Here is a 22,040-nt window from a genome sequence, read left to right as displayed (position 1 = left end):
ATTATCGCGTGGCGCGGACGCGGTGGAGGTTGTCTTTGCAGAGGTGCGCCTTCAGATGCTCGACTCGGGAGATCCTCGCCGCGGTGGCGCTCCTCACGGCGCTCCTGGCGACGCCCAAGCCGGCGAGGTCCGCCGGCGCGCTCTCTTGGTTCGGGAACGAGGCGCGTTCGGCCGCGATGGGCGGCGCGGGATCCGGCGCGGGCGGAGGTCCGGGGCAGCTCCTCGCGAACCCGGCGTTCATGTCTTTCCACGAGGGCGGCCTGTGGATGACGTTCTCGGTGAGCCCGAGCTTCCTGCACATCCGTCCCAAGGACAGGCCCGCGGGCTACGACATCCCGGACTCCATCTACCAGTCCCACCCGTCCGGTTGGGGCATCGATCGACCGGTGCCGACGAGCCTGTTCACGCACGAGCGCGGCGACACGTCCGATATCGACCCGACGATGCTGTTGTCCATCGTCGCGATCGGTTCGATCTTCCACGAGGATCTGCGGGTCGGCCTCGGCTTCACCACGCCGCTGCCGGGGATCATATCCATACGGACATGGTACAACGACGAGCGCGAGCAGCACTTCTCGAACAGGCTCCACTTCGAACGGTTCGGCGAGTTCGACTCCGCGATGACGTTCTACCCCGGGCTCTCGTTCTCGCCGCTCGACTGGTTCTCGGCCGGGCTGACGCTCCAGATCGATCTCGCGATGGCGCTCGACTCGCGCATCTTCCTCACCGAGAGCACCACGTGGGACTACTCGTACCTGAACACCGGCGGCCGGGTCGTCCCGATCGTGCGGCCCATCGTCGGGCTGGCGTTCCGCACGCCCTTCGGCCTCGGCCTCGGCGTCGTGTACCGCCACGAGGCGTACACCGCGGTCGACGTCGACATCGACATCCGCGTGTGGAACGGCGAGCGGTACATCGAGGACACCGGAGAGCTCAAGAAGAACTTCGGGCAGAGCCACAGGAACGTGTTCGGCTACAAGCCCAAGGAGATCGCCGTCTCGGCCTCCTACGAGCGCAAGCGTTTCTCCGCCGAGCTCGTCGGCACCGTGGAGCTGTGGTCCGACTACCTCGATCGCCACGCCAACCAGTGGACGCACCCCGTCGCGCCGGGCGACACGCAGGAGGTGAGCTGGCAGGATCCGCGCTTCGACGACGTGGTCAGCGTCAGGGCCGGCGCGGAGATGCGGATCACCGACCTGTTCGCCCTGCGCGCGGGAGCCGCGTACTCCCCGTCTCCGATGCCGTCGCAGACCGGCCGGTACAACTACGTGGATAACGACCTGCTCCTGTACAGCCTCGGCGCCGGGTGGCGGTTCGACGTGCGCGGGCACACGGTGACCGCGGATCTCGCGGCTCAGCTCTGGCAGATGATCGAGCTCACGGTGCTCAAGTCGCGCATCGGCGCGGACCAGGGCGGGATCGTCGACGAGGTGCCGGACACGGTCACGGACTTCGACGGGGTCCCGCTCGCGGACGGCCAAGGCCTGCAGACAAACAACCCCGGCTTCCCGGGGTACGAACTCGGAGGTTTCGCCCTGAACCTGGCGCTCACGTTGGGGGTCGTCTTCGACTGACGCCCCGAAGGAAGGGAACCGCAGATGACACGACGCATCCCGACGCCCCGGTTCGTTTTCACGACGGCCCCGATCCTCGCGCTCGTCACGATGCTCGCGGCGGCCGGTTGCGGCGGCAAGCAGGGCACGGGCCTCGACGGCGGCTCGACCGACACGGACACCGACTCGGATGTCGACACGGACACCGACTCGGACACCGACTCGGACACGGAGTTCGACGCCGGACCGGACTCCGGGCCGGGCGCGGATCTCGTCGGCAAGTGGGGCGCCCTCATCAACGTCACGATCATCCAGGAGGTCGGCATTCCGCTCGTGCCCGCCGATCAGTGGACCGCGTCGCGCAACTTCTACCTCGTGACGCTGACGACCGACGGCGCGGGCAACCTCACCGCGCACGAGGAGTTGTGCGCGCTCAAGCTGAAGGTCCGGGCGTGCGGCGTCGAGATCGGGAACAACACGTCGGGCGTGTCGCAGAACTTCGTGGATCACATGGCGATCAACGAGCGGCACGTGACCGTGGCGTCGAGCGAGCCCGGCACGCCCTGGGTTTCGGACATCGTCTACGAGGTTCGCGGCGCCGATCTCTGCAACGGCGAGTGCAACCCGGACGTCGACGCGGAGTGCGATCCGCTCCCGGCGAACGACTCGGCCGAGATCGGCGTCACGAACGAGTGCGGCGGCGAGTGCGACGGGGTCGAGTGCGATCAGGACGAGGACGGGCAGCCCGGCGTGACCAACACGCTGACCGGCCTGCTCAATTGCGACACGTACGTGACGCAGCGCTGGTGGGCGCGCCTCGACGGGGAGATCGTCGACGGGAACACGATCGCGGGCGCCGTCGTCGACAACTTCAGCGAGCAGACGGTGATCGCGGCGACGAGCGTCTGCGACACGGGCTCGCCGGACACGCGCTCCGAGGAGTGCCCGGCGCACCAGTACTTCAAGATGATCCGGCTCGCGGACGGCGCGGGCTGCGACGACGTCCTCGCGCTCACGGACTGCGACGAGGACGCGGCGACCTGCGACGTCAACGCGGTCCTGCCGCTCGACCCGAACAACGACAACGAGGCCGACTGCCCGGACGACGGCTGCGATTAGCCTATTTCACGGGCGGGATGTAGTCGAGGTTGAGCTGGACCTGGCTCAGCACGCGGAGCTCTGCGCACCCCTGCGGCAGCTCGACGGAGTCGACGGTGCGCCGGAAGAGCCGGGCCGTCGCGAAGCCGAGGAGGGGGGCCTCGAGCAGGTCGAGGTACAGCTCGTGCACGAGGTTCGCGGGGATGATCCCGGAGCCGTCGTCCTCCCAGTTGCAGTAGATCCACATCTTGGAGGCGCCGTGCTGGTCGATCATGAACTCGCCGTAGATCTCGCCCGCCTCGTCGTCGGCCGGCGTCCAGGTCACCTCCATGTCCTCGTCGTCGTACATGACGTAGTCCTTGTTCTCGACCACGAGCGGCGTGACGCCCATGCCGTCGAGGAAGATCTCCTCGGTGCCGGCGCCGCCCTCGGCCCACAGCACGATCGGCTCGTCGGCGACGAACGGAGGGTTGTCGATGTCCTGGTACTGGTAGTTGAAGCTGGTGTCGGGATCCATCTGCACCCACTTCACGAGGCCGTCGACGTACACCGTGCCCCAATCGAGGTTCGCCGGGAACGGCACGCAGTCCTCCTCGCTGTTGCAGATCTCGCCGCCCTCGCACGCGGGGCTGCAGCTCCAGAGCGAGTACTCGTAGAGCTTGCAGTCTCCCTCGTCCTGCTGGAGCAGCGCCGTCGTGTTCCAGTTCACGGAGTCCGCGATCGATCCGCCGATCACCGCGTACTGGAAGGTCCCGGTGTCCCGGGACGCGACGTCGAACGCGCCGACGAGCGTGTTCTGATCGCACGGACCGTCGATGCCGAACACGTGGCCCTCGGTGTCGATCCCGGCGTCGGAATCCGAATCGGCGTCGGTGTCCGAGTCCGTGTCCGTGTCCGTCCCGCCGTCGCCCGCGGCCGCGTCGTCATCGCCGCAGCCCCACGCGAGGCACGCCGCGACGAGAATCGCTCCTGCCGTCGAAATGCGTCTCATCTCACCCTCCTCCGCCGGAATTCCACCCCGGGTACGGCCTCGCCTGCTTGATGACGAGCCCGTACGGGTTGTCCGGTTCGATCCACTCATCCTCGAATTTGAACTCCGTGTCCATGCCGTAGAAGTCGCCGGCCTCCTTCGGCCCGTACTCCTCGGCGAAGAAGGTGTGGATGATGCTCAGCTTCTCGCTCAGGGCGAGGACCTGCTCGCGCGCCAGCACGTTCTCGTCGTCGGGCACGAGGTTGGAGTGGCCGAGGTAGACGATCGGCTTGCCGGGGACGGCGTAGTACACGAGGAGCTGGTCGGTCGTCAGCCCCGGATCCGGGAGCACGACCGAGAAGCCGCCCTTCTGCACGTTGATGTAGTGGCCGGGCTCGAGCCCCGCCGAGTCGAAGATGTTCGCCGTGATGGCGACGCCGTTCGCCTCCTCGTCCGGGAACGAGCGGTGGACGAGCAGCGCCATGCCCACCTTCCGGTGGTCGATCGAGCGGTACTCGCGCTCCTCGAACGCCCGGAACCGCCACGTCGCGGCCCACACGGTGCGCACCGCGTCGAACACGTTGTCGTCGGGGTCGTCCAGGTCGCCGGTCTTCGACTCGTACAGCCCGGCGCCGGTGAACCCGTCGAGATCCTCGGCGTTGGTGCTCGACCGGAACCGGCACGGGATGCCCGGGTACTCGGTCTTCAGCTTGTGGATCAGCATCTTCGCGAACCCGAGATCGACGGGCGCCGACTTCATCGCCTCGCGCAGCTCGGCGAGCCGCTGATCGCGGATCGCCGGATCGCCCTGGAACTCCTCGTCCGCGAGCATGTCGTCGACCCAGTCGAGGAAGCCGTTCCGCTCCATGAACTCCCAGTAGTAGCGGACCGGGACCGCGAACGCGTCGGGGTACGGGATCAGCGGCTCCCCGGAGTCCTCGTCGACGATGTGCGGGAACGCCGAGTAGTGGCTCGCCTTGCCGCCGAACGCGGGGATCGCCTTGTCGAGCGCCATGCCGAGCGTCTCCTTCGGCCCGATCTTGAGGACGTCCTCCACGTCCCAGAGCCCGGTCACGGAGAGGTCGAGGTCGGGCACGCCGACCTCGCTCGGCTTGTGCTCCTCCCACCAGGCGTCGGCCTCCTCCTTCGTCACCTCGACGATGCTCCAGTCGAACTCGTTCACCTCGAACCGGACCCACCGGCCCTCGAGCTCGCGGAGCTCCTCGTCGTCGAACGCGCCCTTGAGCCCCATGTTGGGCGTGCCGCGGTTCTGGGACAGCACGTTGACGTGGGAGAGCGGCGTCTGGAACTGCTCGGTGACGATGCCGCTGCACACGGAGATGTCGTTCGGCACCTCGTCGAGCACGGCGATGTCGCGGAACGAGAGGTAGCTCTCCGCGAGATCGTCCGCGTGGAAGAAGCGGAGCTGGCCCATCGACATCCCGAGGTTGAGCGGCTGGTAGTCGATGCCCGCGTACAGCTCGTCGTTCGTGATCACCGGGACCGTGTCGGGCAGCTTCGCCGCCTCGGCCTCGACCGTCTCGGACGTCGGGTGGAAGAAGAGGTTGTCGCCGACGTAGACGTTCGGCTGGATGAGGAGGAACGCCTTCTCGATCATCCCGGCGGTCGCGGTGTCGTACGGCGCGATCTCGTAGACCCAGGCGTCCGGCCCCTCGTAGTAGCTCAGCGCGCCGAGCAGGAAGCGCCGCGCCGGGTCGTAGTACTCGGTCGTGTTGAACTGCCCGAGATCGGTGATGTACGGCTTGCCGTCCCCGGACAGGTGGCTGGAGCAGAAGTCGAAGTGGATCGGGTACGTCCCGGTGTTCTGGAAGTAGAGGGCGTCCTCGCCGTCGTACTGATCGATGACCGTCTTCACCGAGCGCCCGCCCGAGATCGTCGCGGACATCGGCGCCGCCGCGAGCTGGAGGTAGTCCTCCCAGCACCCGATCTGCCGGGAGAACTCGGGCTCGCCGCCGCCGTCGACCTCCTCGATCACGCACTCCCAGCTCGGCCCCGCGTCGGCCGCGCCGCCGCCACCGCCGCACCCCGCCGCGGCGGCCGCCACGGTGATCGCGAGCGCGCCCGCCGACACGGCCAACCCCGACCTCGAGACAGACTTCAATCTCATGGGTACACCCTCGGTTTGCCGGAAACGCCGACGTACACCTCGAAGACGTGGTGATCCCAGCCGCCGGCGAAGTAGATCGACTTCGCGTCCCAACCCCCGGCGCCCGTGCCCCAGTCGAAGTTCGGGAGGTACTGCTGCCAGGACGGCCGGATGAGGGGATCCGGTTCCACGATCCCCTCCGGCGAGATCCTGTAGACGCAGCTGTCGTCCCAGCTGCCTTCGCACCCGTAGTCGCAGATGTAGACGTACCCGCAGGCGTCCACGCCGATGCCGTCGAGGCAGCCCGAGCCCACGTTCTCGGCGAACACCTCGATCTCGCCCGGCTCCCCGTCCTCGTCGATCGGGAGGCGGTACACGTCGCCGCTGCCGCAGAACTCGCCGATGTACAGCGCGGTGTAGTCCTCGTTGAACGTGACGCCGTTCGGGTTGGTCATGCCGCTCACGAGCAGCAGGCTCTCCCCGGTGTACGGATTGAGCCGCCACACCCTCCCCGCGTTGTGCTCGGAGAAGTACACGAGGCCGTTCTGCCCCACGGTGATGCCGTTCGGGTAGGAGAGCCCCGTCATCACGGTGGTGCGCGTGCCGGTGTCCGCGTCGACGCGCACGATCGACCCGGCCTGATCGTTGCAGTAGACGATGTCGCCGGTCGGCAGCGCGCGGAGCCCCGCGCGGAAGTTCGTGTTCGCCACCCAGAAGACCGGATCGCCCGAGTAGGGCGACTTGAACAGCGAGGAGTCGTCCGAGCCCACCACGTTCCCGTCGCCGTCGAACGCCAGGTCCTCGGACGCGATCGCGTTGCCGACCTGCACGATGTCGAGCGGCCCCGTGATCGGGTCGTCGCAGTCGATGCCGGCGTCGCCGTCCGAATCCGTATCCGAGTCCGCGTCCGTGTCCGAGTCCGTGTCCGAGTCGGAATCGGTGTCCGAGTCCGAGTCCGAATCCGAATCCGAATCGGAATCCGAGTCCGTGCCGGACATGAAGAAGTACGGCGGATCCTGCGCGCAGGACGCCGCGCCCGAGAGAGCCAGGATCGTGAAGACAAAGTACAACTGTTTTGCCATCGTTCGAGTCCTCTGCTCCCTATGTGCCGAGCCCCGGTTCCTTCCGGCAGAAAAACATTCTATCACATCCGCTCGGCAGTCCAGGGGACGTGCTATCCTTCCGGGATGGACAGGAACGTGATGAAGACGACGACGGTGCTCCTCGCGGCGATCCTCTCGGCGCTCGCGGCGGCGGCGTGCGACGGCGAGGCGGCGCAGGGGGGGCTCCACTGCGACACGGACACGGGCTCCTCTGCGGACTCCGACTCGGACGCGGACTCGGACACGGATACGGATTCGGACACCGACACCGACACCGAGCCGACGGAACCGTGGGTCTCGATCGTCTCTCCCGACGACGGCTCCTTCGCGCCGAACCCGGTGGAGCTCGTCTTCGAGGCCGGCGGCGGCGTCGCGACGGTCGAGTTCTTCGCGGACGAGATCTACCCGCTCCAGGACGCGCCGCTCCCCGCGGATCAGGGGACGCTCGTCTACGAGTTCTCCTCCGTGAACGCGCTGCGCGACGTCTCGCTCGTCGGGTACGACGGCGACGGCGTCGAGGTCGCGGAGGACGCGGTGAGCTTCGTGCCCTCTTGGGCGGAGTGCGCGATCCCGGATCAGGGCGGGTTCAACCGCTACACGGTCGAGGCGATGAACGACTGGCTCAGGTTCCCCAGGGACGAGACCTACCCGTACTGCTGGGAGTACTACGGCGACGTCTGCGGCGACAACTGGGGGCAGATCTACGACGGGATCTACGCCGGCGAGACGCTGTTCGGCGGGGGCGGCGACTGCTTCTGCTCCGGCCACACGCTCGAGATCTTCCTCGACGCCTGGCGCCGCTACCGCGAGGAGAACGGGCTCTCAGGCGACGCGCTGTTCCAGGTCGACTCGAGCATCCTGACCCTGGACTCGGTGGACATCGGCGAGTTCTACCAGTGGTGGCAGGGGTTCGGCGTCGGCGACACCGCGAGCGCGGCCGAGGCGTTCGAGTCGCAGGGGATCGGCGAGAACGTCTACGAGGAGGACTGGGACACGGTGCTCCCCGGCGACTACGTCAACCTCTCGCGCTCCACCGGCAGCGGCCACGCGGTCATCTTCGTCGACTGGATCCTGGACGGCGACGTGGAGATCGGCCTGCGCTACTACGGCTGCAACGGCTCGGGCGACTCGTGCGCGGTCGAGAGCTCGGAGCACAACGTCGCGGGCGTCAGCGGGCCGTCGTTCAACACCGAGCTCTTCTACGACTACGGCGGCACCGTGCTGCCCGCCTACCTCTTCATCGGCCGTGTCTACGAGCCGACGATCTAGGAGCGCCGCCGCCCTGCTCGCCTGGTACGTCCGGGCGAGGAAGCCGTTGCCGTGGCGCGACGATCCGTCCCCCTACCGCGTCTGGGTCGGCGAGGTGATGAGCCAGCAGACCGCGCTCCCGATCGCGGCGCGTAGGTTCGAGGAGCTCGTCGCGGAGCTGCCGGGCGTCGAGGCGCTCGCCGCGTGCGACGAGCCTGCGCTCGGGCGCCTCTGGGCCGGGCTCGGCTACTACGCGCGGGCGCGCAACCTCCGCAGGGGCGCGGCGTACATCGCCGGCGAGCTCGGCGGGCGGTTCCCGACCGACGCGGCAGGCTGGCGGCTCGTGCCCGGCTGCGGCCCGTACACCGCGGCGGTGATCGCGAGCGTCTGCTTCGGCGAGCGGGTGGCGAGCGTCGACGGGAACGCGGTGCGCGTCGCGAGCCGCCTCCTCGCCCTGCGCGATCCGTGGAGCAAGGAGGGCGGGCGCGCGATCGCCGAGCTGCTCGGCGCGATGGTCGGCGGCGCCGAACGGCCCGGCGATCTCAACCAGGCGATCATGGAGCTCGGCCAGGAGATCTGCGCCGTGCGCTCCCCGCGGTGCGGCGAGTGCCCGGTGGCGATCGCGTGCGCGGCGCGGCGAGAGGGGATCGTCGATCTCTGCCCCCCACCCAAGCCGCGGCCGGCGCCCGTCGACGTGGCGCTCGCGGCGATCGTCCTTCGGCGCGCGTCGACGGGGAGGATCGCGCTCGCGCGGCGGACCGACGGCTTCCTCTCGGGCACGATCGGCTTCCCGCTCGCCCCGCCGGAGATCGCAGCCGCGCTCGGGGCTCGGCTCCTCGAGGGCGGGTTCAGGCACACCATCACGCGCCACCGGCTGACGTGCTCCGTCGCGGTCGTGGAGTGTCGCGGCGCGTCGCGCGCGTTCCCGAAGCCGCTTCTCGCGCTCGTCGAGCCGAAGCCGCTCTGGCTCACCCCCGCCCAGGCCGAGTCCCGCCTCGAGGCGTCGCTCGATCGCAAGGCGATGGCGGTGCTGCGCGAGGCGAGCGGGACGAAGGCAAGCGGGACGAAGGCAAGTGGGACGAAGGCAAGTGGGACTACGGGGACTTGGGGGACAGGTGGGATTGCGGGGTCCCAATGGTTCTAGTTGTCCCCGCTGTCCCACGCTTCTTCGTCCCACTCGCCCAGGACAAACGCGGGGGCGGCTCGCGCCAGCCGCCCCCACTCGGGCTCAGGCCCCTCTCCCCGACCCTCTCCCGGCGGGAGAGGGCAGGGTGAGGGTTTCGGATCAGGGGCTCGCGCGGCTCATGCCGCCGCCTCGGACGGGGCCTTCTTGGACCCCTTGGCGACGCGCTTGAACCTCTCGAGCTCGACCAGCACCGCCTTGTCGTTGCGGAAGACGCTGCGGGCCACGGCGAGCGCGGTCGCGTACCTTTGGTAGCGCGCGTCCTGCGCCTGGGCGAACCGCTCGTGCAGCGCCAGGAAGCCGCTCTGCGCCGCGTCGTGCTCGATCCGCTCGGTGCGCTGGGCCTCGACGTCCGTCTCGAGCTGGGCGAGGTCCACGCCGCTAAGCTCCCAGCCCTTGGCCTGGATCAGGAAGACCAGCGCCTCCAAGAGATCGTCGAACGTCTTCATCGGATGATAGGCCAGCTTCGTTTTCATAGGACAGCTCCTCTCGTCACCCGCCTTCGCACGGAGCGAAGGCGAGCGGGTCCGCGCGTGTTCGCACGGCGGACACTCAGTGTGACCTTCCGGTCGTTTGGTTTTACGGCCCGTTGCGCGCCGGGCCGTCGCTCCGACGCTATTGCAATCCAGATGCCAACGGCATCTCGGCTGCCTCGCCGGGCATCTCGGCCGTGTCCCCCGGGCAGCGCGGCTGCCTCAAGAGGCATCTCGGCCGTGTCCCCCGGGCAGCGCGGCCGTGTCCCCCGGTCATCTCGGCTGTGTCCCCCGGGCAGCGCGGCTGCCTCAAGAGGCATCTCGGCCGTGTCCCCCGGGCTTCTCGTCTGTGTCCCCGGGCATCTCGGCCGTGTCCCCCGGGCAGCGGGGGTGTGCCCCGGAGGTCACAGTGTGGCGTTCGGGATACAGGTGGCGGCGGGCGCTCCCGAGCTCGAGGCTGGGCTCGACCGCAAGGCGATGGCGCTCGTGCGAGGCCGCGGCGCGCTCAATGGCGCGGGCGGCGGACCGTCGACTCGACCGTCTTCTCGATGAGCTCCTGCAGGTTCTGCTTGACCGTGACCACGCCGACCGCGATCTCGCGGAGGGCGGTCACGGCCTCGCGGTTCTTGCTCCGCACGCGGCGCTCCGCCCCGTTGCGCAGCTGCCGCGTCCGCTTGGTCGCGACGACGACGAGCGCGAACCGGCTCGGCACGTTCTCCAGGCAATCTTCGACGGTGACTCGGGCCATCTCAAACCTCCGTGTTCATGACATTCGCGGCGTTCGCGGGCCGATCGCCGACAGCTGCGGCAGCAGCTTCCGTGCCAGGGACACAAGAACTTGAATTCCAAGTGGTTGCGGCTCTTCGCGTTTCGCGGACAGCGGGATATTCCATCAAAATGAAGCGGCGCATCCTTCGATTCGAAGGATGCGTGGCGAGAGAAACGTGGCGCGAGAAACGGCGCGGCGGGTTCGTTCCGTGGCATACTCTCCACGCCGTCCGCCGAAGGAAGAGCCAGCGATGCCCGACACCCTCACGAGCCCGCTGCCGGTCGACGCCGTGCTCCCGGAGCTCGTCGACGCGCTGCGGCGCGGCCCCGCCGCGATCCTCAAGGCCCCCCCCGGGACCGGCAAGTCGACGCGGGTGCCGGGCGCGATCCTCGACGCGGGGCTCCTCGGCGCGGGGGCGCTCGTGATGCCCGAGCCGCGGCGGAACGCGGCTCGCGCGGTGGCCGCGGCGATCGCGAAGCGGCGCGGGTGCGCGCTCGGCGGCGAGGTCGGGTACCAGGTCCGCTTCGACAGGCGCGCCTCGGCCGGGACGCGCATCCTCGTCGTCACCGAGGGGATCCTGACGCGCCGCCTGATCGCCGATCCGCTGCTCGAGGGCGTCTCGTGCGTCGTCCTCGACGAGTTCCACGAGCGATCCGTGCACGCGGATCTCGCGCTCGCGTTCCTCAAGGAGCTCGCGTCGGTCCGCGACGACCTCAAGATCGTCGTGATGTCCGCGACGATCGACGCCGGGGGGATCGGCCGGTACCTCGGCGGCGCGCCGATCGTCTCGGCAGAGGGGCGCGCGTTCGAGGTCCGCGTCGAGCACGTCCCCGCGCCGGACGATCGACCGCTCGCGGTCCGGATGTGCGCCGGCATCGCCGCGGCGCTGCGCAACGCGGGAGGCGGCGACGTGCTCGCGTTCCTGCCGGGCGCCGCCGAGATCCGCGCGACCGCCGAGCGGCTCGAGGGCGCGCTCGCGGGAGGCGGGATCGAGATCGCGGCGCTCTACGGCGCCCTCGGCGCGGCGGAGCAGGATCGCGCGCTCGCCCCCTCCGCGCGCCGGCGCGTCGTCCTCGCCACGAACATCGCCGAGACCTCGCTCACGATCCCCGGCGTCACCGCGGTCGTCGACAGCGGCCTCGTCAAGCGATCGCGGTGGGATCCGCGCGTCGGCCTCGACCGGCTCGAGCTCGGCGCGGTGAGCGCCTCGAGCGCCGAGCAGCGCGCCGGCCGCGCCGGCCGCGTCGCGCCGGGGTACGCCCTGCGGCTGTGGAGCTCGGCCGCGCACGCCGGCCTCGCGGCGTCGGACGAGCCCGAGATCCGGCGGATCGATCCGGCGCCGGTCCTGCTCGCCGTGCTCGCCTTCCACCCCGGCGATCCGCGCGCGTTCGGCTTCTTCGAGGCGCCGCGTGCGGCGGCCTTCGACGCCGGGCTCGAGCTGCTCGCGCGCCTCGGCGCGACGGCGCCCGGCGGTTTCGCGCTCACCGAGACCGGCCGCTCCCTGGCGGCCCTCCCGGTCCACCCGCGCCTCGGGATCATCCTGCGCGAGGCGGCGCGGCGCGGGCGGCTCGAGCGCGGGGCGCTGCTCGCGGCGCTGCTCGAGGAGCGCGACGTGCTCGAGAGAGGGGCGCCCGCGGAGGCCGGGGCCTGCGATCTCGAAAGGCGCGCGGAGCTCGTGGAGCGCTTCGGGCGGGAAGGGGGCGACCGGGACGCGGCGAGGCGCCTCGGCCTCGACTTCCGGGCGGCGGCGAACGCCATCGAGGCGGGCCGGCAGCTCGCGCGATCCGTCCGTCCGTCGCGCGGCGCGCGCCGGGAGGACGCGGCGAACCTCCTCCTGCCGGGCTTCCCGGATCGCGTGTGCCGACGGCGCCGCAAGGACGGCCGGGACGCGCTCATGGTGGGCGGCCACGGCGTCCGCCTGAGCGAGCGATCCTGCGTGCGCTCCGCGGAGCTGTTCCTCGCGCTCGCGGCCGACGCCGGCGCGCGCGGCGAGCGATCGACGGGCGACGTGCTGCTCGCGAGCGGGGTCGCGCGGGCCGATCTCGAGTCGGCCTTCCCCTGGCTCGTCCGCACCGAGCGCGCCGCGCGCTTCGATCCGGAGCGCGAGATCGTCTGCGCCACGAGCCGGACCGTCTTCGACGATCTGCTCATCGAGGAGCGCCGCGAGGAGCGCCCGGACGCCGAGATCGCCGCCGCGCTGCTCGCCGAGGCGGCCGCCGCGCGCTTCGACGACGTGTTCGCTCCCGCCCCGGACGCCGCGCGCCTCCTCTCCCGGCTCGCGTTCGCGGCCGCCGTGCTCCCCGAGGAGAGCTGGCCGGACGTCTCCCGCGCGGCGCTCGCCGCCAGGCTGCCGGCGGTCTGCCGCGGGCTGTCGAGCTTCGCCGAGCTGCGCCGCGTCGACTGGGGAGGGGCCGTGCAGGGCGAGCTCGGCCGCCGCGCGCGGGGCCTGCTCGACGAGGAGGTGCCCGATCGCCTCGCGGTCCCGTCGGGCCGCCGCGTCCCTATCGACTACGCCCCGGCGCTCGCGCCGTGCGGGTCGCCCGTCCTCGCCGTGCGCATCCAGGAGCTGTTCGGGCTGCGCGCGGCGCCGCGGATCGCCCGCGGCCGCGCCGCGATCGCGATCCACCTGCTGGCGCCGAGCGGGCGGCCCGTGCAGGTGACGACGGACCTCGAGAGCTTCTGGCGCAGCACCTATCCCGAGGTGCGCAAGCGGCTCCGGGCGCGGTACCCGAAGCACGATTGGCCCGAGGACCCGACGACCGCCGCTCCGACCGCGCGGCCGGGACGCCGGGAGAAAAGGCGGTGATCGCGATGCCACGACCTCGAAGACGACGACGAGGACGACGGCGAGCCGTTCGATCCCGAAGCGCCCGTGGCACTCGCGATCGACGGCGTGCTCGATCTGCACGGGTTCCGCCCGTCCGAGGTGAAGGATCTCGTGCCCGAGTACCTCGCCGAGTGCCGCGCGCGCGGCATCCTCGCCGTGCGCGTCATCCACGGCAAGGGCGACGGCACGCTCCGCCGCGTCGTGCACGCGGCGCTCGGGCGGCTGCCGTGGGTCGAGGGCTTCACCCTGGCCGGCCACGGTTCGGGCGGCTGGGGCGCAACCCTCGTGGGTCTCTTGCCACCGACCCCGGACAAGGAATAGATCCAGGACGAGGAGGGAGCGAGATGCTTCGAGTCACCCTGCGGATCGCCGTCCAGGCGCTGATCATCGTCCTCGCCGCCGCCGGCGTCGCCACGGCCACGGATCTCGCGCGCCCGGACGGCATCCCGCTCGTCGCGGAGCTCGAGTACGACATCTTCGCCCCGTGCGTGGACTCGGCGGCCGAGGCGCAGGCGGCGACCGCGAAGGATCTCGGAACCACGGGCGCCTCGATCCTCTACGTCGACGCGCGCCCGGCGGAGGCGTTCGCCGCGGAGCACGCGGAGGGGGCCGTCAACGCGCCCTACTCCGTCCTGTTCGGCGCGTCCCCCGAGATCATCGCCGCGGTCAAGGCCGAGGCCGCCGCGCGCAAGGTAAAGGAGATCGTCGTGTACGGCGAGATCTCCGAGCCCGGCGCCGACGGCGGCGCGGTCGACGTCGCGAAGCCGCTCGCCGAGCAGCTGGTCGAGAGCGGCCTGCCCGGCGTCAAGCACTTCAAGGGCGGCCTCCCGGCGCTGAAGAAAAACGGCGTCGACGTCGTCCAAGGGTCCGGAGGCGCGCGATGAGCGGCCGGGCGATCCAGTGGGCATGGGACATCGCCCTCGTCGCGGCCCGCGCGGTGCTGGCGGTCATGTTCATCTGGGCGTGCGTGCACAAGATCCTCGATCCCGGCGACTTCGCGCTGCAGGTCGCGACGTACCAGATCCTGCCGCTCGGGCTCGTCAACCTGCAGGCGATCATCCTGCCCTGGATCGAGCTCGTGGCGGGAGTCCTCCTGATCCTGGGGCTCTGGACCCGCGCCGCGGCGCTCGTCACGTGCGGGATGAACGTCATGTTCATCGTCGCCATCGCCATGGCGCTCGCCGCGGACCTGCAGCTGCAGTGCGGCTGCTTCGCTTCGGCCGACGCGGGCCACGAGATGAGCTCGAGCCTCATCGTCCGCGACGCGGCGCTCCTCGCGGCCGGGGCGCTCCTCGTCGTACGTCGCCCGGATCGCTTCACGCTCGACGGCTGGCTCGCAAGGAGGAAGACACATGCGTAGACTCGGCCCGCTCGTCCTCATCGGCCTCGCCGGCCTCGCGGCGTCGACCGTCCTCGCCGGACCGCCGACGTCCACGGCCTGGGACAAGATCGTCGGCGCCAGGCCCGACGACCTGGACGCCGCACAGAAGGCGCGCGTCGAGTCGGTCCTGGGCTCCGTCGCGAACACGCGGGGCTGCAAGGGCACGCTCGCCTCTTGTCTCGCGGCCGGGGATCAGACCGCACGGCGCCACGCGGGCTTCGTCGCGCGCATGGTGCGCAAGGGGAAGCCCGACGACGTCATCAAGACGGGGATCGCGGATCGCGCGGCGTCGGCGTTCCCGGACGAAGTCATGACCATCGACGTCGCCGACCACCCGCTCAACGGGAACGCCCGCGCCAAGGTCGTGCTGGTCGAGTACGCGTGCTTCGAGTGCCCGTTCTGCGCCCACCTCGCGCCGCGGCTCGCGAAGCTCAAGGACACGTTCGCCGACAGGATCGCGCACTACTACAAGTTCTTCCCGGTGCGCAGCCACTCCCGCGGCGTCCAGTCCGCGCTCGCCGGCCTCGCGGCGCACCGCCAGGGCAAGTTCTGGAAGATGTACGATCTCATGTTCGCGGGGCGCACGGACCTCGACGACGACGATCTCCTCTCCTATGCGTCGCGGGCCGGCCTCGACACGGCGCGCTACCGGGCCGATCTCGAGGACCCGGCGAACATGAAGTACATCGAGAAGGACAAGCTCGAGGGGATGCGTCTCGGCGTCGACGGGACGCCCACCTTCTTCGTGAACGGAAAGCTCTACCGCGGGCTCGCTGACTTCGACGAGCTCGCCGACCGCCTCGGGGAGGAGATCGACATCGTCGAAGGCCGCATCAAGTGACGCATCCCTAGCGATTCATCCGCTTGCACTCGTTGACGAATTCCTTGGGGCCGCTCGCCGCGGCGCACTTGGCGTACGCTTGGCGGGACTCCGGCTTTCGGTTGTCGAGCTGGTGGATGTAGCCGATGACGAGCCACGCCTTGGCGTCGTCGGGTTCGGCCTCTACCGCGCGTTCCGCGTAGCCGAGCGCCTGCTGTCGCGTCTTCCCGTTCTCCATCATGAGGAGCGCGAGCTCGGCGAGCGCCTCGTGCCCGAGGGGGTTCACCTCTATCGCCTCCTGGAGCAGGGCGATCTTCTTCTTGAACGGCTTGCCCTTCGCCTGCGCGAGCAGATCGGCGTACGCGTCCTCGTCGGGGACCGGCGCGGGCTCGACCGCCGGCGCGGGCTCGACGACCGGCGCGGGCTCGACGACCGGCGCGGGCTCGACCGCCGGCGCGGCCGTCGCGACCCCGGCATCCGGGGCGACCGCGGGCTCTCCCTGGGGCGCCGCCGCGACGGAAGGCTCCTCGACCTTCTTCGGGGCCGCGGCCTTCGGCTCCGGCTCCTCCGCATCGTCCGGCATCCCGCCGACGTCGGTCTGGAGGATCGGCGCGCTGTCGAAGTCCCTGACGTCGGGTCTGAGCAGGAAGTACCAAGCCGCGAACCCGGCGCCGCCGAGCAGCGCCACGACGAGCAGCCCGATGAAGACCGGCTTCGCGCTCACCCCGGGCTCGGGCTGCGATGCCCAACGCTCGTCCTCGTCCTCATCCTCGTCCTCGTCCGCTTCGTACGCTGCCGCGGACGTCTGCGGGAACGAGGGCACGGCCGGCGCGGCGGGTGGGGGGGGTGAGGCCTCGAGGCTCTGCGCCTCGCGCGGCGCTCGATAGGCGGGCGCGCCGAACTCGCGGGAGTACGCCTCGCCCTTGAAGTAGATGTCGTCATCCCGCGTCGGTCGCACCTCGGACATCGGCGGCTTCGGGATCGCGGCGTCGAGCGCGGCGATCAGCTTGGCCTTGGATTCGTGCTCGAGCGCCGGCGCAGCGGCCGGCGCCGGGGCCGCGGCGGCGACCTGGGCCACGGGGGCGGCCGGCGTGGACGCGGGCGCGGGCGGCACCTGCGACAGCGCGGCGACGAAACCCGAGCCGCGGGGTCCGGCGGACGACCTGTCGCCTCCGCGGGGGAACAGGTCTATCCGAGGCAGCCGCAAGGTGGACGGCGGGGCGTCGGACGCCTCGGGCGCGGGTCCCTCGGGCATCGGGGCGGTAATCGACGGCTCGTCCTCGTCTCCGGGGTCCGCGCCACCCGCGGCGGGATCCTCCACGCCGAGGCGCCCGTCGCTCGTGAGGAGCGCGTCCTCTCCCGCCAGGTCGTGCAGGTCGTGCAGCTCCGGCTCCGACGGCGGCGCCACCTCCGAGATCAACCCCTCGAAATACAGCTTGGAGATCACGGTGAGCGCCTCGAGATCCCCGAGCGTGCTCGCGTCCACCACTCCCATCAAGTCATGGCGGCCATCGAAGTGTCGAAGCAGCGCGTTGATCTCGTCCGGGATCTCCCCGAGCCGCTCGGCGAGCATCGCCTCGTCGACGTCGAACACGCTCGTCAACGCCGGGAGCTGCTCGAGGAGGCGCCCCCACTCGTCGAGTCGGCGCATGCCCTCCATCAGGAGACCCTGCGTCGACAAGGTGATCGCGTCGGCCCTTTCCGGCATCGTGAACTCGATCTCGAAAGTCCCCTCCGACCAGACGAGCATGCGGTACATCGCATCCTCGCCCCGGCGGTTACGGGTCTCGGCGTCGATCACCTTCCCCTCGCGGAAGTAGATCTCGCCGCGATCGTCGGAGCGCACGAGGTGGATCACCCCGGACTTCCTGCTCAGGTCGATCGTCTGGATGAGATCGATGATGCCCATGTCCACGAGGTTGCCCGAGAACTTCGTCTTCGAGCCGCGGTTCTCGAGGTTCTCCCGCTGGCGCCGCTGCAGCACGAGCCCGACGCGGGCGAGGATCTCGCGGATGAAGATCGGCTTCGTCAGGTAGTCCTCGACCCCCTGCTCGAGGCCGCGGATCTTGTCCTCCACGGACTTCTGCGCCGTGAGGAAGATGACCGGGATGTCCGCCCACTCGGCGTTCGCCTTGAGGCGCCGGTTGAGCTCGAAGCCGTCCATCTCGGGCATCGCCGTGTCCGAGATGATGAGGTCGGGGGCGGATATCTGGATCTTCTCGATCGCGTCGACGCCGTTCACCGCGCGCGTGACCGAATAGCTCGCCTTCTTGAGGCTGACCTCGAGCACGCGGAGGCTCTTCGGATCCGAATCGACGATCAGCAAATGTTGCTTGGCCACACGCGCCCCTTCTTCAACACCCGAGGTCGAGGCGATCATCGGAGCCCCGCCGCGGCTTGTCAAGAACTGGCGCCGCCGATCCCGCACGGCGCGCGGGAGATCGGCGAGCGGCCCGGACAAATCCGCTTGACGCGGCGCCGGCTCCTCTTGTACCAGATTATCTTATCGATTTGCTTGGAGTATTCGGCTGGTTCGCCACGAGACAACGAGGAGGAGCAACCGTGGACAGGATTCTTCGAATGGTCGGCGTCGTCGCGTTGATCGCGTTCGTCTGTGGCTGCGAAAAGGAGTTCGGGGCCGAATCCGTCCTCCCGACCACTGGGATCCTGACCGGTGGCGAGACGGTCACGATCTCGGGCGGAGGGTTCCGCCGCGACATCGGCATGACCGTCTACTTCGGCTCCTTGAAGGCCGAGAACGTCATGGTCCGCAGCGCCGAGACGATCGTCGTCACCACCCCACCGGCGAAGAACGAGGGCAAGGTCGACATCCGCATCATCACCGACGACGGCAGGGAGCTGCTGCTCAAGCAGTCGTTCCACTACCTCAACAAGGGTGCGCCTGCGGCGAAGGAGCTCGAGTCGCTCGATCAGCGCAAGAACCTCCGCGAGTAGCCGCCGCCCGGATCACTTCTTCGCGGCGTAGAACACGACCGCGCACCCTCCCACGGCCCCGGCGTCTCCCTTCGCGCGCGCGACGGCCACGCCGACGTGCGTCAGGTGCGGCGACGAGCTCTGCTCGCTTCCGACGAGGCTCTCGGCGATCTGCTCCAGGGTCCCGCCCTCGATCTTGACCGCGCGCAGCAGCCGGAACGGGGGCGCCTTTTCCGCCCCGCTCCCCGCCTTCAGCGAGCTCGCGCCGCAGTCGGCGAGCGCCTCCGCCGCCCTCGCGTCGAGCCAGGCGTGCCGCGCGAACGGCTCGAGATGCCTGGCGCGGCGGGCGGCGTTCAGACGCTCGATCAGCTCGCCGGGCGCGGTCGCGGGATCGATCCGCTCCTGCGGCGCCGCGAACAGCTGCGTCACGATCAGCGACTCGAGGCCGTCCACGACCGAGAAGATCGCGCCGACACCGATCTCGGTCACCGCCGGATCGAGGATGTTGGCGCGGTGTCCGGGCGAGTTCATGAGCCCCTCGTGCGCCGCGTCGGCGTCCGCCGCGACGGCGAGGTTCTCCGTCAGGCGCGTGAAGCGGATCCCCGCCCGCGCGGCGCGATCCCCGGGGCCGCCGGAGATCGCAGACTCGTGTGCGACGAGGCCGGTCCTCTCCATCTCGGCGCAGTACGCGCGGCTCACCGCGGCGAGCGGCTTCGAAACGACGAGCGGCGTGAGGCCGCTCTCGGCCCGCGCGGCGTTCACGAGCGCGACCAGCGCCAGGGCCGCCGCCCGCTCCTCACCCGTGGCCTTCGGAACCGGCGCCTGCCCGCCGTCGCCGGTCATCGTCGCGATCTCGGCTGCGGCCCCCTTCTCCGCTACGACGTCGTCGGCACCCGTGCCCGGGCCAACGGCGCCGCACGCGCCGAGCACCGCGAAGGCCGCGGCGAGGGCTGCGGGGCGAGCCTTCATCCGCGGACGCAGTTCCTGCCCTCGGACTTCGCCAGGTACAGCTTCTCGTCGACGCGGCGGATGAACTCGTTCTCCGGGAGGTTCTCGTCCACGACCGTGGACACGCCGATGCTCACGGTAATCGGGATCTCCTCGGCCTCGAAAACGAACGTGTGCGAGGCGACGCGCTTGCGGAGCTGCTCGGCGAGCTCCATCGCGCCTTCCTTCTGCGTTTCGGGGAGCAGGATGCAGAACTCCTCTCCGCCGTAACGCGCGAAGATCTCCTCCCTCCTGGCGCGGGTCGAGATGACACGCGCGAGCGACTGGAGCACGTAGTCTCCGGCGAGGTGGCCGTAGTTGTCGTTGACCCGCTTGAAGTGATCGATGTCGAACATGAGCATGGACAACGGCCTGCCGTACCGCTGGGCGCGCGCCATCTCCCGGCCGAGCGCCTCGAGGAAGTAGCGCTTGTTGAAGACGCCCGTGAGGCCGTCGATGATGGTCATCCGGTAGATCTCCTCGTGGTAGGAAGCCTCGACGTCGCTCCCCACGAGGTACTTGAAGATCGTATCGCCGATCTTGATCTGATCGCCGTTGCGCAGGACCTGCGAGATGATCGGCTGATCCGCGATGTAGCTCCCGTTCGTGCTCTCGAGATCGGTCAGGATCCGGCGGCTGCCCTCCATGCTGAGGCGCGCGTGCCGGCGCGAGACGGAATCGTTGCTCACCAGGATGTCGGACGCCTGGTCGCGGCCGATGGTGATCACCTTGCCCTTGAGCTCGTACTTCCGCCCCATGTTCGGCCCCGGCGGGTAGATGAGCACGAGGACGTCCTGCGCGGAATCGGAGGGCTTGATCGCCACCGCATCCGTGACGCGAGTCTTCTCGCTGACATCCTCGAAATCCTTCATCTGCCGTCCCGTGTCTCCATGCCACCCGCCTTTGCCCAGAAGCTCCAGATAGGGTTACATTGTGGTAACATGACCGTCGTTCCGCGGGAAGATCGTTGCGAAACCGTGATCCCGGGCCACGCCCCGCCGCCTTGGGATTTCCTCGGTCCCGCCGCACGCCGCCTGGGGTTCGCGGCGGCCGGGGTCGCGCCGGCAGGAGCGGTTCCGCTCGCGGCCTCGGCGACCTACGAAGCATGGCTGGCCGAGGGCATGAACGCGGAGCTCGGATACGCGTCGCGGTGGCTGGCGCCGCGGATGGACCCGCGCCACGTCGGCATCGTCGAGGACGCGACCGCGGTGGTCTGTGTCGCGATGCCCTATGGCGCCGGCGCCACGACCATGGGGATATGGCGGCACACGGCGGCGCACGCGCGCGGTTCGGACTACCACACGACGATCCGCCCCCGCCTCGAGCGGCTCGCGTCGGAGCTCGTCTCGCGCTTTCCGGGGGCGCGCTACCGCCTGTTCTCGGACACGGCGCCGATCCTCGAACGGACCTGGGCGGCGCTCGCGCGCATCGGATTCATCGGCATGAACGGCGCGCTGATCGTCCCGGGGATCGGGCCGCGCGTCGTGCTCGGCGAGATCGTCCTCGCGCGCGTGCCGCGACCTCGCGACCCTGGCGCGCCGCTGGTCGCGGAACTTTGCCGCGGCTGCGGCGCCTGCGTGGCGGCCTGCCCGACGGGCGCGCTCCGCGAGCGCGGCGTCATCGACTGTCGATCGTGTCTTTCATACCACACGATCGAGAACACGACCGGCGGCGTGCCAGCCGCGCTCCGCGGCGCCGTGCGGCTCGTCTTCGGATGCGACGCCTGCACGGACGCGTGCCCTCGCGGCACGGGGTTCGAAGAGCGGTGCGAGCTCGAGCCTCCTCTGCGGACCGGCCCCGAGGATCTCGATCTCGCGCGGATCGCGGCGATGCCCGACGCCGAGCTCGCTCGGCTGGTCGAAGGGACCTGCCTCGAGCGCACCGGCGCCGTAGTCATCCGCCGCAACGCGCGCCTCGCGATCGCGGGCCGCGCCTTGAACCGCCCGCGCGTCCATGGGATACCGATCCCGTGAAGCCCGCTTCGACAAACGCCGTCCTCGTGCGGCGCGTCCGCGCTGGCCGCGCGCTCGACTCGCGGACGGTCGCCGGCCGCGCCTCGAAGATCCTTGCGTGTCTCGGGCTGCGGGGAGCGGAGCTCTCGATCGTGCTGTGCGACGACGCGTTCATCCGTGAGCTGAACCGCGACTACCGCGGGCTGGACAAAGCCACCGACGTCCTCTCCTTCCCGCAGGACGGCGCGGCCGAACGCGCGGTCGCCGTCATCCTCGGCGACGTCGTGATTTCGCTCGAGACCGCGACGCGCAGAGCGCGCGCGGAGCGACGCGGGCTTCTCGACGAAGCGACGGCGCTGCTCGTGCACGGCGTGCTCCACCTCGTCGGCCACGATCACGAGCGCCCCGAGGACGCAAGAAAGATGTTCGCGTGCGCCGCGCACCTCGAAAAAGCGGCAAAAAGTCAAATTCGCTATTGACCGGGCAAGACAACTCATTTAAAGAGGCGCCTTCATCCCCTCCCGAACGGCCCCAAATGTGAATAACTGCCACAGGTCGGCCTCGCTCACAAAGGCCCACGATGATAACCAAGCACGAAACTTTCGCAAACGGTTTCTAATGGGTTTCTGGCGATT

The 22,040-nt window shown here is 69.9% G+C and carries 19 protein-coding genes and 1 pseudogene; 12 read left to right on the top strand and 8 right to left on the bottom strand.

Features of this window, described 5'->3' with window-relative positions; genetic code table 11:
* The first annotated feature begins 35 nt into the window (after positions 1–35).
* Together M0R80_12000 and M0R80_11995 are read left to right on the top strand one after the other, a co-directional pair.
* Positions 36–1,574, top strand: a complete 1,539-nt coding sequence (locus M0R80_12000) for an outer membrane protein transport protein (GenBank protein MCK9460351.1) — start codon at positions 36–38, stop codon at positions 1,572–1,574.
* Between the two features lie 24 nt (positions 1,575–1,598).
* On the top strand, positions 1,599–2,672 hold the full coding sequence (locus M0R80_11995; GenBank protein ID MCK9460350.1) for a hypothetical protein: 1,074 nt from the start codon (positions 1,599–1,601) through the stop codon (positions 2,670–2,672).
* A gap of 1 nt (position 2,673) precedes the next feature.
* On the opposite strand, the gene M0R80_11990 is transcribed toward M0R80_11995, so the two are convergent.
* The 3 genes from M0R80_11990 to M0R80_11980 are packed head-to-tail and all read right to left on the bottom strand — an operon-like array spanning position 2,674 to position 6,810.
* Positions 2,674–3,642, bottom strand: a complete 969-nt coding sequence (locus M0R80_11990) for a hypothetical protein (protein MCK9460349.1) — start codon at positions 3,640–3,642, stop codon at positions 2,674–2,676.
* Position 3,643: 1 nt separating this feature from the next.
* Positions 3,644–5,749 (bottom strand): PEP/pyruvate-binding domain-containing protein, encoded by a 2,106-nt coding sequence (locus M0R80_11985; GenBank protein ID MCK9460348.1) that lies wholly within the window; start codon positions 5,747–5,749, stop codon positions 3,644–3,646.
* Complete coding sequence (locus M0R80_11980) at positions 5,746–6,810, bottom strand: SMP-30/gluconolactonase/LRE family protein (GenBank protein MCK9460347.1); 1,065 nt, start codon at positions 6,808–6,810, stop codon at positions 5,746–5,748. Before M0R80_11980 ends, M0R80_11985 begins: the two co-directional genes overlap by 4 nt.
* Before the next feature lie 105 nt (positions 6,811–6,915).
* Between M0R80_11980 and M0R80_11975 the strand changes: the two genes are divergently transcribed.
* Positions 6,916–8,100, top strand: coding sequence for a hypothetical protein (locus tag M0R80_11975; GenBank protein MCK9460346.1), 1,185 nt, complete (start codon positions 6,916–6,918; stop codon positions 8,098–8,100).
* Positions 8,078–9,223 carry an A/G-specific adenine glycosylase gene (locus M0R80_11970; protein ID MCK9460345.1) on the top strand — a complete coding sequence of 382 codons (1,146 nt, stop codon included), beginning with the start codon at positions 8,078–8,080 and terminating at the stop codon, positions 9,221–9,223. The genes M0R80_11975 and M0R80_11970 overlap by 23 nt, the downstream gene beginning before the upstream one ends.
* 158 nt (positions 9,224–9,381) lie before the next feature.
* Here the strand turns inward: M0R80_11970 and M0R80_11965 are convergent, their stop codons facing one another.
* Positions 9,382–9,738 carry a hypothetical protein gene (locus M0R80_11965; GenBank protein MCK9460344.1) on the bottom strand — a complete coding sequence of 119 codons (357 nt, stop codon included), beginning with the start codon at positions 9,736–9,738 and terminating at the stop codon, positions 9,382–9,384.
* A 502-nt stretch (positions 9,739–10,240) separates the two neighbouring features.
* A complete protein-coding gene (rpoZ, locus tag M0R80_11960; protein ID MCK9460343.1) occupies positions 10,241–10,483 on the bottom strand; it encodes a DNA-directed RNA polymerase subunit omega in 243 nt (80 codons plus the stop codon).
* A gap of 271 nt (positions 10,484–10,754) precedes the next feature.
* Between rpoZ and hrpB the strand changes: the two genes are divergently transcribed.
* The 5 genes from hrpB to M0R80_11935 all read left to right on the top strand — a co-directional run bounded on the left by hrpB (position 10,755) and on the right by M0R80_11935 (position 15,553).
* On the top strand, positions 10,755–13,310 hold the full coding sequence (gene hrpB, locus M0R80_11955; protein MCK9460342.1) for an ATP-dependent helicase HrpB: 2,556 nt from the start codon (positions 10,755–10,757) through the stop codon (positions 13,308–13,310).
* Positions 13,311–13,376: 66 nt separating this feature from the next.
* The gene (locus tag M0R80_11950) at positions 13,377–13,652 is read left to right on the top strand and encodes a Smr/MutS family protein (GenBank protein MCK9460341.1); all 276 of its coding nucleotides are present in this window, start codon (positions 13,377–13,379) and stop codon (positions 13,650–13,652) included.
* A gap of 23 nt (positions 13,653–13,675) precedes the next feature.
* Positions 13,676–14,215, top strand: coding sequence for a rhodanese-like domain-containing protein (locus M0R80_11945; protein ID MCK9460340.1), 540 nt, complete (start codon positions 13,676–13,678; stop codon positions 14,213–14,215).
* Positions 14,212–14,691: a DoxX family membrane protein gene (locus tag M0R80_11940; protein ID MCK9460339.1), complete on the top strand. Its 480-nt coding sequence runs from the start codon at positions 14,212–14,214 to the stop codon at positions 14,689–14,691. Before M0R80_11945 ends, M0R80_11940 begins: the two co-directional genes overlap by 4 nt.
* Entirely contained in the window at positions 14,684–15,553 is an 870-nt protein-coding gene (locus M0R80_11935) for a DsbA family protein (GenBank protein MCK9460338.1), read from the top strand. The genes M0R80_11940 and M0R80_11935 overlap by 8 nt, the downstream gene beginning before the upstream one ends.
* A 1,669-nt stretch (positions 15,554–17,222) precedes the next feature.
* Here the strand turns inward: M0R80_11935 and M0R80_11930 are convergent.
* Positions 17,223–17,912, bottom strand: a pseudogene (locus tag M0R80_11930) (response regulator).
* A gap of 182 nt (positions 17,913–18,094) precedes the next feature.
* Here M0R80_11930 and M0R80_11925 point away from each other — a divergent pair.
* The gene (locus M0R80_11925) at positions 18,095–18,487 is read left to right on the top strand and encodes an IPT/TIG domain-containing protein (GenBank protein ID MCK9460337.1); all 393 of its coding nucleotides are present in this window, start codon (positions 18,095–18,097) and stop codon (positions 18,485–18,487) included.
* Positions 18,488–18,499: 12 nt separating this feature from the next.
* Here M0R80_11925 and M0R80_11920 read toward each other — a convergent pair whose 3' ends face one another.
* Both M0R80_11920 and M0R80_11915 read right to left on the bottom strand, forming a co-directional pair.
* A complete protein-coding gene (locus M0R80_11920) occupies positions 18,500–19,435 on the bottom strand; it encodes a CAP domain-containing protein (protein ID MCK9460336.1) in 936 nt (311 codons plus the stop codon).
* The gene (locus M0R80_11915) at positions 19,432–20,325 is read right to left on the bottom strand and encodes a diguanylate cyclase (GenBank protein ID MCK9460335.1); all 894 of its coding nucleotides are present in this window, start codon (positions 20,323–20,325) and stop codon (positions 19,432–19,434) included. The genes M0R80_11920 and M0R80_11915 overlap by 4 nt, the downstream gene beginning before the upstream one ends.
* Before the next feature lie 69 nt (positions 20,326–20,394).
* Between M0R80_11915 and M0R80_11910 the strand changes: the two genes are divergently transcribed.
* Both M0R80_11910 and ybeY read left to right on the top strand, forming a co-directional pair.
* A complete protein-coding gene (locus M0R80_11910) occupies positions 20,395–21,426 on the top strand; it encodes a DUF1730 domain-containing protein (GenBank protein ID MCK9460334.1) in 1,032 nt (343 codons plus the stop codon).
* Entirely contained in the window at positions 21,423–21,884 is a 462-nt protein-coding gene (gene ybeY, locus M0R80_11905; GenBank protein ID MCK9460333.1) for an rRNA maturation RNase YbeY, read from the top strand. Before M0R80_11910 ends, ybeY begins: the two co-directional genes overlap by 4 nt.
* Positions 21,885–22,040 lie beyond the last annotated feature (156 nt).

This window comes from Pseudomonadota bacterium (assembly GCA_023229365.1).
Lineage (GTDB): Bacteria > Myxococcota_A > Polyangia > JAAYKL01 > JAAYKL01 > JALNZK01.
This window is presented reverse-complemented; position numbering and strand designations above follow the sequence as displayed.